Annotated in this window: 11 protein-coding genes and 1 pseudogene; 4 read left to right on the top strand and 8 right to left on the bottom strand. The window is 67.0% G+C overall.

Annotation, left to right across the window (positions count from 1 at the left end; translation table 11 throughout):
• The first annotated feature begins 113 nt into the window (after positions 1-113).
• A complete protein-coding gene (locus PT015_RS07795) occupies positions 114-1,910 on the top strand; it encodes an ATP-binding cassette domain-containing protein (protein WP_285190059.1) in 1,797 nt (598 codons plus the stop codon).
• Here PT015_RS07795 and PT015_RS07800 read toward each other — a convergent pair.
• Together PT015_RS07800 and PT015_RS07805 are read right to left on the bottom strand one after the other, a co-directional pair.
• Positions 1,874-2,611, bottom strand: a complete 738-nt coding sequence (locus PT015_RS07800) for a ParA family protein (protein ID WP_285190060.1) — start codon at positions 2,609-2,611, stop codon at positions 1,874-1,876. The two genes, PT015_RS07795 and PT015_RS07800, sit on opposite strands and share 37 nt — an antisense overlap.
• Complete coding sequence (locus PT015_RS07805) at positions 2,608-4,113, bottom strand: CHAD domain-containing protein (RefSeq protein WP_285190061.1); 1,506 nt, start codon at positions 4,111-4,113, stop codon at positions 2,608-2,610. The genes PT015_RS07800 and PT015_RS07805 overlap by 4 nt, the downstream gene beginning before the upstream one ends.
• Before the next feature lie 116 nt (positions 4,114-4,229).
• On the opposite strand from PT015_RS07805, the gene PT015_RS07810 reads away from it, so the two are divergent.
• The 3 genes and pseudogenes from PT015_RS07810 to PT015_RS07820 form a co-directional block, all read left to right on the top strand.
• Positions 4,230-6,206, top strand: a complete 1,977-nt coding sequence (locus PT015_RS07810) for an acyl-CoA dehydrogenase family protein (protein WP_285190062.1) — start codon at positions 4,230-4,232, stop codon at positions 6,204-6,206.
• Between the two features lie 65 nt (positions 6,207-6,271).
• Positions 6,272-6,856: a rhodanese-like domain-containing protein gene (locus tag PT015_RS07815; RefSeq protein ID WP_285190063.1), complete on the top strand. Its 585-nt coding sequence runs from the start codon at positions 6,272-6,274 to the stop codon at positions 6,854-6,856.
• A 79-nt stretch (positions 6,857-6,935) separates the two neighbouring features.
• Positions 6,936-7,073: pseudogene (locus PT015_RS07820) on the top strand (hypothetical protein); the annotation flags it as partial.
• A gap of 1 nt (position 7,074) precedes the next feature.
• Here the strand turns inward: PT015_RS07820 and PT015_RS07825 are convergent.
• From PT015_RS07825 to PT015_RS07850, 6 genes are read right to left on the bottom strand one after another with little or no spacing between them, the layout of a single operon-like run.
• The gene (locus PT015_RS07825; protein ID WP_285190064.1) at positions 7,075-7,434 is read right to left on the bottom strand and encodes a DUF732 domain-containing protein; all 360 of its coding nucleotides are present in this window, start codon (positions 7,432-7,434) and stop codon (positions 7,075-7,077) included.
• Positions 7,431-7,937, bottom strand: a complete 507-nt coding sequence (locus PT015_RS07830) for a CAP domain-containing protein (RefSeq protein ID WP_285190066.1) — start codon at positions 7,935-7,937, stop codon at positions 7,431-7,433. Before PT015_RS07830 ends, PT015_RS07825 begins: the two co-directional genes overlap by 4 nt.
• 10 nt (positions 7,938-7,947) lie before the next feature.
• Positions 7,948-8,850 (bottom strand): alpha/beta hydrolase family protein, encoded by a 903-nt coding sequence (locus PT015_RS07835; RefSeq protein WP_285190067.1) that lies wholly within the window; start codon positions 8,848-8,850, stop codon positions 7,948-7,950.
• A 22-nt stretch (positions 8,851-8,872) separates the two neighbouring features.
• On the bottom strand, positions 8,873-9,502 hold the full coding sequence (locus PT015_RS07840; RefSeq protein ID WP_285190068.1) for a hypothetical protein: 630 nt from the start codon (positions 9,500-9,502) through the stop codon (positions 8,873-8,875).
• Between the two features lie 35 nt (positions 9,503-9,537).
• On the bottom strand, positions 9,538-10,149 hold the full coding sequence (locus PT015_RS07845; protein WP_285190069.1) for an Mce protein: 612 nt from the start codon (positions 10,147-10,149) through the stop codon (positions 9,538-9,540).
• The gene (locus PT015_RS07850) at positions 10,107-11,615 is read right to left on the bottom strand and encodes an MCE family protein (RefSeq protein ID WP_285190070.1); all 1,509 of its coding nucleotides are present in this window, start codon (positions 11,613-11,615) and stop codon (positions 10,107-10,109) included. The genes PT015_RS07845 and PT015_RS07850 overlap by 43 nt, the downstream gene beginning before the upstream one ends.
• Between the last annotated feature and the right edge of the window lies 1 nt (position 11,616).

The raw sequence follows: 11,616 nt of genomic DNA on the forward strand, positions 1-11,616 counted from the left end.
CCTCCCCTCCTCCGCCACTGCCCGCTCAAGCGCCGGTTGCCGCACCTCCGCCGCCGGTCCCGGTCCCGGCCCCGGCCCCGGCCCCGGCCCCGAGCGAGGCCAAACAGCCGAGCGTGCATTGGCGGCGAAAACTCGGCCGGATTTTCGCAGCGGCTGCACGTCCGGCGAAGCGGCCCACGGCCGAGGCGCCGGCCGAGACTCCGCGGCCCACGACGATCGCCGGCCCGCTGGAGGCCCGCCGGGTCCGGCTGAGCGTCGACGGCGAGCAGGCGCTGGCCGACCTGTCGTTCAGCGCGCAACCCGGCACGGTCACGTCGGTGATCGGGTTGTCCGAGGCCAGCACCTCCGCGCTGGTCGACGTGCTCGCCGGCACGGTGCAACCGAGCGTGGGCGAGGTCGACTTCGACGGCCACGAAGTCGCCGCCGACGACGTTCGCCCGCATGTCGGAGTCGTGCCGCGGCACGACCTGCTACGCCCGCAACTCACCGTCGAGCAGGCGCTGCAGTACGCGGCCGAATTACGTTTGCCGCCAGAGACTTCCGCGGACCAGCGCCGCGCGACCATCCGATCGGTGCTGGACAAGGTCGAGCTGACCGGGCTCCGCACGGCCAAGGCGGGCACGCTGGACGCCGAGCAGCGCAAGCGGGCATCCCTGGCCGTGGAATTGCTCACCGACCCGGCGCTGATCGTGTTCGACGAGCCGACGGCCGACCTCGAACCGGAAGCTGCGCAACGCATCACGGCCCTGCTCCGACTGGTGGCCGACGAAGGTCGGGTCGTGCTGGAGGCGACAACCGCGCCGACCGATCTCGACGTATGCGACCAGGTAGTGCTCCTCACCCCGACCGGCATCCCGGTGTTCGCCGGCCCGCCTGCCCAGATCGGGCCGCAGTTGGGCACCACCGACTGGGCGGCGATCGTCAAGCGTGCCCGCAACGACCCCTACGGCGCGCACGACGAGTACCTGGCCCGCCTGCAGGAGCCGCCACCGCCGGAGCCGCCACCGCCGACCGACTCCCCGGCCGCTCCCGCGGTGCGCCGAAACATGTTGCGGCAGATCACCGTATCGACCCGTCGGCAGGCGTGGGTGATGCTCGGCGATCAGCGCTACTTCATCTTCCTGGCGATCCTGCCGGTGCTCTTCGGGGCCATCACCCTGCTGATACCGGGCGATGCCGGCCTGGGCCCGGCCAGCCGCTACGGCAACAATCCCGACCAGGCCCTGTCCATGCTGGCCGTGCTGGTCTTCGGCGCCGTCGTGATGGGCACCGCGCTTGGCGTTCGCGACCTCTTCGGCGAGCAGCGCATCTTCCGGCGTGAGCAGGCGCACGGCCTGTCGGCGTCGGCCTTCCTGGCCGGCAAGGTCATGGTCTACAGCCTCACCGCCACGGTCCAGATCGCGATCATCACCACCGTCGCGACCGTCGGGCACAAGGCGCCCACGCACGGCGGGTCGCTGCTCGGCCACAGTGCGTTTGCGGCAACCGTCGAGTTGTTCCTCGCACTGAGCGCAATCACCGTCGTGACCGCGTTGGTCGCGCTCGCGCTGTCGTCACCGGCGACCGTCTACGAGCAGATCGTGCTGATTGCGGTCCTGATCGTCCTGGTGTCGCTGGTCTTTGCCGGTGCGCTGTTCCCGATCGCCGACCGGCTACCGCTCGAGCAGATTGCCGCGCTGGTACCGTCGCGCTGGGGCTTCGCCGCCGTTGCGTCGACCGTCGACGTGCATGCGGTCAATCCGCTTGCCGAGGCCGATGATTCGTGGAGGCACTCGTCCGGGCAGTGGCTGCTGGACATGGGCGTGTTGATCGGATTCGGTGTCCTCGCCGCCGGGGCACTGCGCTGGCGGCTGCGACGGCCGTCGCGCCGGCATCAGCCGCCGTTGATCTCCGCCCACAGCGTCTTGTAGCAGTGTGACGCCGGACTGGTCGGCGCGAACGCGGTCACCGGAGAGCGATGTTCGGCCATCTGCTCGATGACCGACAGCGCGGGGATGGCGGTGCGCATGATGCCCGTCCGTTCGGTCGACAGGTGCTGCACCAGGTCGCAGTGCAATCGCTTGCGACGGTCCACCATCGAGAAGAATGCCCGCACCCGCGGCTGGCGGCCCTCGAATTCGCTGACGAAGCCGGTCAATTGGTCGAACGTGCGGACCGACAGCGTCGCCGGAATCATCGGCACCAACAGCGTGTCGACGGCGTGCAGGACGTTCTCCGACAGCAACGAGATGCTCGGCGGGCAATCGAGGAAAACGACGTCGTACTGACTCTCCAACGGCTGCAACAGTTCCCGGATCCGCCTCGTCGGCCGCTTCATGTCGTCGAGCTGCACATCGAGGTTGCGGTACCGAAAGTCGGCTGGCACCAGGTCGAGGCCGTCGAAGTCGGTGGCCTTGATCGCGTCGTCGAGCGTTCGCGACCCCTCCACCAGCGCCCTACCGCCGCCCTTGACCTTGGGCCGCACCCGGAACATGTAGGTCGCGGCGCCCTGCGGGTCCAGATCCCAGAGCAGGACGTTGTGCCCGTCGAGAGCCGCGAGGTGCGCCAGGTTCACCGCCGCCGACGTCTTCCCGACGCCGCCCTTGATGTTGTACGTCGCGTAAACCCTCATCGACGCACCAAAGCCTTGACGCGGGAACGGTTCTCGTCGGCCAGGAACGGTTGCAGCCGGCTCGCCAGCGCGGCGCGGGCGTTGAGTTGGTGCGCGTCGAGTTGCGCGGCCATCTCCCCCATCGCCAGCAGCGTGGTGGGCGGTGCCGCGCCCTGCTCCATCATCGCCGCGGCGAACTCATGCACCGCCTCGCGCTGTACTTCGCCGTCCTGGAAGTCACCCAGGATGTCCTGCAGCGACTTCAGCTCTTTGAGCAGCGCCCGATGCGGCGTGCTGTCGCAGACCGGCTTGAACACCTCGAGCAGGTAGCGCAGCTCCTTGCAGCGCTTGCGCAGCGCGTGGACGTCGTCGCTGGGCGAGTCCTCGCTGATCCGCTTCCCGCGCCGTGCCGCGTTGCGGTAGGCCTGCCGGAGTCGGCGGCGGGCCAGCCCCGCGACCGTCGGGCCGCCCTCGGCGTTCGCCGACACCTCGTCCAACTCGGCGCGCCAGTCGCCGAGCAGGTCGTGGAAGCGCTTCGAGCGCAGCCCGCGCACCAGCTTGCGTCGTTCCGCGGTGCGGTGCTTGACCAGGAAAGACCGGAACGGGTCGAGGTCGCCGGGGCTCGCCGACGTCAGCCTGGCAGCCATGACATCGAAGTCGAACAGGTAGACGTCGAGATCGCGGACCGGGGTGGTGAGATCGCCGAGCCATTTGAAATCGGGGGCGAATCGCTCGGCGAGCTGAGCGGGCAGCACGTCTCCGACGAGCTTGAGGATCGAGCGGGTACGGCGCACCGCGACCCGCAGGTCGTGCAGGAACTCGATGTCGACGGACGCGATGGTTCCGGGCACGTTCTCGTCGATGACGGCTGCGAACCCACTCAACATCTGCGCAATGGCAACGACTGCAAGGGTTTCCGACTGCAGCGGCGCGACCGCATTGCCTCCGTTGGCCGGGCTGCGGGCGGCGTGCGTCAGCGCGAGGTCGTACGGCGTCGTCGAGACCGCGGTGAACCCCTCGACCTTGGCCAGCAGGCGCGCGATCCGGTCGCCGTCGGCGTCGTATCCGCGCAACGGCTGGATCCGCAACTGGCTGGTGCCGTCGTCGACGCTTTCGGTCAGCAGGCGCGCAACGGTCTTGTCCTCGGCATCCAGCACCCGCGCTTCCTGCGACGCCGAGCGCACGGTGACGACCGGCGCCAGCGCCCGCGGGGCGATGAGCGGCGTCAACGCCTCGCGGAGTGGCCCCGCCGGCAACTCATGCGCCTGAGCGGGCCACTTCAGGCCGGCCAGCGGAGCCTGCAGCCGGGTGCCGTCGGGCAACTGCAGCACCAGCGGCCCACCGTCGGCGAACTGCAGCGAGAGTCCCGCGGCGTGCAGCCGCCAGTCGAAGGTGTCCAGCCAGGTGTGCGAGGAGGTCTGCTCGGGTCCGGTCGCCACGGTGAACTTTGGGTGCAAGGCGGCGGCGACGACGTCATGGTCGACCGCGCCTTCCTTGCTGAAAGCGCGGGATGTCCCGCCCATGGCGCACCTTTCCCGGGCCGCATAACGGCGACCGCGCGACGAACTATAAACACCGTTGGTTAACGGGAGCGGCCCGTAGACCTCGGCGACCCAATTGTCATCGGTTACCGTCGGGTATGACCACCATTGCGGAACATTTGCGCAACTCGCTCGACGGACGCTTTCGCGACGTGAAGAACGAGATGCGCCAGCGACTGGCCGACGACGTCTTCCGCCCGCACTACACACCGAACACGGTGATCGCGCGGACCAAGGTGGCCGAGCAGATGAGCATCATGGCCGCCGAGGGCGCGGCCGAGGATAGTTTCCGCAAGGAGCACGGCGGCAACGGCAACGTCGGGGCCGCCGTGACGATGATCGAGATGCTCGCGATGTCCGACCTGTCGCTGATGGTCAAGGCGGGCGTGCAGTGGGGCCTGTTCGGCGGGGCCGTCGAGAACCTCGGCACCGAGCGCCACCACGAGGCCTACGTCAAGAAGATCATCAGCCTCGAACTGCGCGGCTGCTTCGCCATGACCGAGACCGGCCACGGCAGCGACGTACAGTCCCTCGAGACGACGGCGACCTACGACGCCGAAACCGAGGAATTCGTCGTCCACTCCGAAACCCCCAACGCGCGCAAGGACTACATCGGCGGTGCCGCCGAGACCGCCACCGTCGCAGCGGTTTTCGCGCAGCTGATCACCACCGAGAAGGGCGAGCAGGTCAATCACGGCGTGCACTGCCTGCTGGTACCGATCCGTGACGCCGAAGGCAACGACTTGCCGGGCGTGACCACCTCGGACTGTCATTACAAGGGCGGCCTGCCCGGCGTGGACAACGGTCGCATCGTGTTCGACCACGTCCGCGTTCCGCGGGTCAACCTGCTCAACAAGTACGGCGACGTCGACGCCGACGGCACCTACTCCTCCGACATCGAGAACCCGAACCGCAGGTTCTTCACGATGATCGGCACGCTGATCCGCGGCCGGGTGACCGTCGGCGGCAGCGCGGGCAACGCGGCGCGGGTGGCTCTGGACATCGCGACCCGGTATGCGTTGCAGCGCAAGCAGTTCACCGCACCCGATGACGACGGCGAAGTGCTGATCATGGACTACCTGGTGCACCAGCGTCGGCTGTTCCCATTGATCGCCAAGTCGTACGCGCTGCAGTTCGCCCAGAACGAACTGGTGTCCAAGACCCACGACTTGCAGACGACCGAGTCACCGGACGCCGAGGAGCAGCGCGAGTTGGAGTCGCGCGCCGCGGGCCTGAAGGCCGCGAACACCTGGCACGCCTCCACGGCCATCCAGGAGGCACGCGAAGCATGCGGGGGCGCAGGCTATTTGGCGGACAACCGGCTCATTGCATTGCGCGCCGACACCGACGTGTTCACCACCTTCGAGGGTGACAACCATGTGCTGACTCAGTTGGTGGCCAAGGAACTGCTGACCGCCTACGCCGACGACATCAAAGGCATGAGTCCGGTGGAATGGGTGCGTTTCGCGGCCAACTTCGCCGGCGAACGCGTGCTCAAACGCACTGCGGCAGAGACGATCATCCAGACCGTCATCGACGCCCGGCAGGACAACGAGGAAGAGGGCAGCCTGTTCAACCGGGGCACCCAGGTCCAGATGTTCGAGGAGCGTGAGGAATACATGATCGCGTCGGTGGCCCGGCGCCTGCAGGCCAAGTCGAAGGAGATGTCGGAGTTCGACGCGTTCAACTCGGTGCAGGACCATGTGCTGCACGCCGCGAAGGCGCACATCGACCGGGTGGTGCTCGAGGCCTTCGTCGCGGGCATCGACGGGTGCGAAAATGACGAGGCCCGTGAGGTTCTCGAGCTCGTCTGCGACCTGTACGCCCTGACGGTGATCGAGGACGATAAGGCCTGGTACGTCGAGCACCGGTTCCTGTCCACCGAGCGCGCCAAAGCGGTCACCCGTGCCATCAACGACCGGTGCCGGCTGCTACGGCCGCACGCCGAGACCTTGGTCGACGGGTTCGGAATTCCCGAGTCGCTGCGCTACGCGGACATGCTGCACCCGGTAGAGGTGCCGGGGGCCGACACCGACGAGACCGGCGCGACCGACTCCGCGCTGACACACGGGTAGTACGCGCAAGACTCACGACGAGCCAAACGCTCTGTTCGGCGGCGGCGCGGGGTAACCCTGGGCTTATGACTGCCGCCATCACCTCGTCTGAACTGCGTGAACGCATCGTCTCGGAGGCTCCGCTGTGGATTCTCGACGTACGTACCCCCGCCGAGTTCGAGACCTCTCACATCGACGGCTCCCTCAACGTGCCGCTGGACCTGTTGAACGAACACGCCCCGACGGTCGCCGAGACGCTCGACCGCGACCGCGACATCGTGCTGGTGTGCCGTTCCGGCCAGCGCGCCACCCAGGCACAGCAGCTGTTGCAGCGCGCGGGCGTCGGGAACGGAACCGTCCTGGAGAAGGGCATCGCCGACTGGGAAGGCCAGGGTTTCGATGTCCAGCGCGGCGTGCAGCGTTGGGACCTGGAGCGCCAAGTCCGCCTGGTCGCCGGCTCGATCGTGCTGTCCGCCGTGCTCGGCAGTGTCGCCATTCCCAAGCTGAAGTGGCTGGCCGCCGCAATCGGTGGCGGGCTGACCTTCGCCGCAGTCTCCAACACCTGCGCGATGGGTAACGCCCTGTCGAGGCTGCCGTACAACCGCGGGGCCACAACGGACACCGAGACGGTGTTGTCGCAGCTCGCGTCCGGTCCGGACGGCAATCGTTAAAATCACCGCAAGTCTGGCCCGGACCACCGGGTGAAGCCGGTATGCCCGATGATCCGCGCCCTCACGAGATAGGCTCACCCCCATGAACCCCAACCCGGACTACGACGCCAGCGATGAGCTGGAGTACGGCATCGCGGGATTCGCGTGGCTGCTGCGTGGCCACTACCCACCCCCGTACTACGGTCCCGACCTCGGTAACGCCGACACCGGCAACTGACTCACCCAGGCGGCGGCACATAGGTGCCCGCCGAGTTCCGCAATTGCCACAGTTGCGCCGGGCAGTAGATGTTCACGGCGTTCGAGATCAGGTAATTCGCCGAGTACTCATCGTTCGGCAACACATCGCGTTTCACGTCACCGATGACCTGGCCGTAACCGGCTCCACCGGTGATCTTGTTGCAGATCCCGTGGGCATAGTCGATCGCTTCGGTCGTGTTCGCGAAGCTGTACTGCTTGCGCACCGTGGTGTCGTAGATGAACTCGATGTCGGGAGCCGGGACGGCCCGCGCGACAGGCGTTGCGACGCAAGCGATCACGGCACTGAGGACGACGGCGAGCGGCCAAACTCTGCGAGTCATCGGTCCGGCTGCCCGTAGACTGCGACCAGCACGCTGCGGTCGAGACTGTTCTCCGACCACACCCCGATCTGGGTGTTGTCGCAATTCGACATGATCGCCATGTAGTCCGGCCGGTAGTACCAGTTACCAATCACGTCAAGGTCATTGATGGCCAGCGAGTTGTTGATCGCCACGGTCTCGGCCACGACGCCGTTGTATCCCGCGCCCCGCGCTCGGTCCGCTACCGACGACCCGTCCGAGCCGACGTCGGCGTCGAGGTTGCGGTTGTTCAGTACGTCGACGGTGTGCCGCTGCGCGGCCGCCTCCAACTGCGGGTTCTTCTTCAGCTTGGTAGTGCAGCCGTGCTGCGCCTTGATGGTGTCGACATTGACGACGATGCCGTTGTTGAGCCGGTCGTTGTTGCCGGGAACGCCGGGCGCCGCCGATGCGACCACGCTCGGACCCGCAGCCAACGGCAGCGCGGCGATCACGGGCGTCAGGAGGCGAATTCGCTTGTTGGTCACACCATTCCCCCTATCGGATGTTGGCCGCGAGGTCGGCGGACATCGCGCTCAACTGACGCGACCAGCTCGGCCAGTCGTCTCCGCCGCCGCGACCGAGGTCGAAGTGGGCGTTGGTACCGCCGACGTCTCGGAAGTGGGAGTAGAACTGCGCGTTGGTGCCCTGGGAGACGTCGCCGGTGCCGCCCATTGCGCCGGGATCGCTGGGCGCGCCGCTGCCCGGGCTGTAGATCCACAGGCGGGCGTCGTTGTCGACCAGTTGCTGAATGTTCTGGTTGGGCGAGTGCCACTTCCAGCGGCCCAGTTGCGGCGCCCCCCACATGGCACCGCTATCGGCGCCGCCTTGCAGAAGGGCGGCCCTGACCGTCCCGTCGACGCCAGTGCGTTCGGGAGTCAGGAATCCGGAAAACGAACCGGCATAACGGAATCGGTCGGGATGGAAGGTGACCAGCGCCGTTGCCGCATACCCGCCCTGTGAGACACCGACGACGCCGTGCCCGCCGGGCGCCAACCCTTTGTTGGCGGCCAGCCAGTCGGGCAGCTCCTGCGACAGGAATGTCTCCCACTGCTTACTGCCGTCCTGCTCCCAGTTGGTGTACATGCTGTAGGCGCCGCCGGCCGGTGCGACCACCGAGATGCCCTTGCCGGCAAGGGTGTTGAACCCGTTGCCCGCGGTTGCCCAGTTGCTGACATCGGGAGCGGCGTTGAAGCCGTCGAGCAGATACGCCGCGTGCGGACCACCGGCCAGGAAGGCCACCGGGATGCTGCGGCCCATCGATGCGGACGGCACCTGGAGCGTCTCGAAACCTGCCGCCTTGGTGACGCCCGTCGATCCCGAAATAGCCGTCACCGCAAGCCATCCGAAAGTCACGGTCACGACCGACAGGTGCCGCAGCATCCTCGACATACGGATCATCTGTGCCTCACTTGTCCTTCGGTCACACCGGGTCGAACTGCGAAATGAGCCACCGGCCGTCGACCTTCTCCAGCGTGACGCGCACACTCGACGTGCTCTGGGTGGGCGGGTCGTTGCCGATGGTGGTGGTCTGGTCGACGAAAACCAGTACCGCAGCGTGGTTTCGGGACGCCGAGATGGACGCCGCGAACGGCACCGTGGCTACCGCGGTGATGTGCTGCTCCTTGGCTCCGGGGGCGACGACGTCCTTCACGAGTTGCGTGTATTCCTGCCGGAAGGGCTCGGCGAGCCGGTCCCCGGCCGACTTCAAATCTTCGTCGACGGTCTCGGGCTTGTACGACAGGATCGCCACCGTGGTCTCCGACGCCGCCCGGATGGACTGGTCGATCGACGCGCGGGCTTCTTGAGCCGCGTAGTCGCGCCAGGTCAGATATCCGACCGCGGCGCCGAGCAGCACCGCCACGGCGGGCAGCAGAATGAACAGCACAGGAGTCCGGGACAAGCGGCCGCGGCTCGACTTGTCACCCTCGGGTTCCTCGGCGAGCGCTTCGTCGTCATCGGTCAGATCTGCGTCGTCGGCGGCTTCGTCGGCGTCGGCCAGGTCGCCGCGCCGGGCGGCATCGTCGTCAGACGGGTCACTGTCGTCAGACATCGCCGAGTCCTCCTTCTGCATCAAAGGCGTTCGGCTCATGGCACGAACTCCACTTTCGACACCTTCGCGCTATCGCCTGCCTTCTCGACAGTGAGTCGCATCCTCCAGCGATGGGGCTCCTGGTCCTGCGGCGCTCCGGCCAGCGATGTCTTCACCGATATCGCGATCAGCGCCTCCGCCTGGTCGGGCGCGTAGGACACCAAACCGGCCTCCGCGATCGTGCCCTCCGTTTTCGACTGCACCTTCTTGACGACTTCGACGAACGGCTTCGAGCGGGTCTGGTACTCCTCGTGGAAGGCGCCCGTCACCCCGTCCAGGACGCGATTGATGTCGTTCTCCACGTGCGCGTGGTCGATCGTCGTGAGGTTGATCGCGGTCTGCCGCGCGACCTGAAGATAGAGGCTGCGCCGCGCCTGTGTCTGCTGGTCGGCGTACGCCAGGTATCCCAACCAGCCGCCCGCGCCGAGCAGCGCGACGATCACCGCCACGCTGACGACGACCACACCGCGGGTGCCGGAAAACCATTCGCGCACCGACCTTTTGGGCGCCTCGTCGGGGCTTCCGGCGTCGATGTCCTCAGCGTCGATCTCCTCGACGCCGGCCTCTACGGTTTCGGTTTCGTCGGCGGCACCATCATGCTCTGCCATGTCTTGCCTTTCATTCCGGCGGCCAAATCGGAGTCGCTGTAATGCTTTCCGTCCGGCCCGACGTAGTTACCGGTCAGCGGGTCGTAGGGAATCGCTTGTACGGGCTTCGGCGCGGCGGGGTCGACGGGTGGATGCCAGTGCTCCCCCGGTGAGTACGGCGCCCCACCCTTCGGATACTGCGGGACGCTTTGACCACTCAGCGTCGCGTTCGGGTCGCCCTTCCAGAACAGGCCGTCGTTCAGCGGGACGTACTGCTCGTCGCTCTCACACATCTCGACCGTCGGGGCGCGCTTGCCCGGCTTGGTCTCACACGGCACGTTGCGCACACCGCGGACGTTCATGTCGGAGTTCTGCGGGATGCGGCAGTACAACTCGCCGTTGGTGCGGTCGGGATAGTCCTCCCGCACCGGTACCCGTTGCTGCTGCACCGGCAGAAAACCGGCGTTGCACGGCGGCGGCGAGTTGAGGTTCAGGTTGAAGTCGAGATAGATGCCCTTGTAATCCATCTTGGCAACCCGGTCCGGCACGATGATCGACGACATCACCGCCGTGCCCTGCGGGAACATCACCAGCAGCTGCTCGAGGTCGTTGCGGTAGTTCACCGTGATCTGGCCCAGGCTGACCAGGTTGGACAGCAGCACCGGCAGCGTCGGTGCCAACCGGTCGAACAGCGCGGTGCCTTCGTCGAGCGCCGGCCCGGCGGTGTTGAGCAAGTCCGCGAGCCTGCCGTCCTGCTCCTTCACCTGACTTGTGATCGCGTTGACCCGCTTCGCCCACGTCGCGATCGAATCCGACGTCCGCACTTGCGAACTCGCCACCGGGGGGAATTCGTCGATCAGCCGGGAGAACGAGTCGGTGGTCTTGCCGGCGTCGATCGCCAGTGCGGTGCCCCCGTCGATCAGGCGCGACAGCTCCGGTCCCAAACCGGCGACGGCCTTCGACGCTTCCTCGACGACGGTGTGCAGGTTGTCCTGCGGGATGGCGACGAGTGCCTTGTTGGTGGTGTCCAACAGCAAGCCGATGTCGACCGGAATCTGCGTTCTGCCAACGGCGATCACGTCGCCGTCCCGCAGCTTCGGACCCATGTCGCTGACAGTGCCGGACCGCGGGGTCAACTCCAGAAACTGCTCACCGACCGCCGAGCGACTGTGCACCGCCGCGGTCAGGTCGCGCGGAACCGCGATGTCGGACTTCAGCGAGAGGACGGCCTGCACCCCGTTCTGCGTGACGTCGACCGACTTGACGCTGCCGATCTCGCTGCCCCGATAGTTCACCACAGAGGTCGGATACAGCCCGCCCGACGCGGGCAGGTCGACCCTCACCGTGTAGCGGCCAACCCCAAGCAGCGCAGGCACTTTGATGAAGCCGAATGCCATCACGCCGATGGACAGCACGGTGATCGACGCCAGGATCCCCAACTGGGTCCAGATTCTGCGGGACAGACGCAGCGAATTCGAGCGGGCCATC

Source organism: Candidatus Mycobacterium wuenschmannii, from assembly GCF_030252325.1.
GTDB lineage: Bacteria > Actinomycetota > Actinomycetes > Mycobacteriales > Mycobacteriaceae > Mycobacterium > Mycobacterium wuenschmannii.

Coding starts and splice junctions, on each gene's coding strand:
- PT015_RS07800 (WP_285190060.1), bottom strand. CDS start 2,611: ATGAGGGTTTACGCGACGTACAACATCAAGGGCGGCGTCGGGAAGACG.
- PT015_RS07805 (WP_285190061.1), bottom strand. CDS start 4,113: ATGGGCGGGACATCCCGCGCTTTCAGCAAGGAAGGCGCGGTCGACCAT.
- PT015_RS07810 (WP_285190062.1), top strand. CDS start 4,230: ATGACCACCATTGCGGAACATTTGCGCAACTCGCTCGACGGACGCTTT.
- PT015_RS07815 (WP_285190063.1), top strand. CDS start 6,272: ATGACTGCCGCCATCACCTCGTCTGAACTGCGTGAACGCATCGTCTCG.
- PT015_RS07825 (WP_285190064.1), bottom strand. CDS start 7,434: ATGACTCGCAGAGTTTGGCCGCTCGCCGTCGTCCTCAGTGCCGTGATC.
- PT015_RS07835 (WP_285190067.1), bottom strand. CDS start 8,850: ATGATCCGTATGTCGAGGATGCTGCGGCACCTGTCGGTCGTGACCGTG.
- PT015_RS07840 (WP_285190068.1), bottom strand. CDS start 9,502: ATGTCTGACGACAGTGACCCGTCTGACGACGATGCCGCCCGGCGCGGC.
- PT015_RS07845 (WP_285190069.1), bottom strand. CDS start 10,149: ATGGCAGAGCATGATGGTGCCGCCGACGAAACCGAAACCGTAGAGGCC.
- PT015_RS07850 (WP_285190070.1), bottom strand. CDS start 11,615: ATGGCCCGCTCGAATTCGCTGCGTCTGTCCCGCAGAATCTGGACCCAG.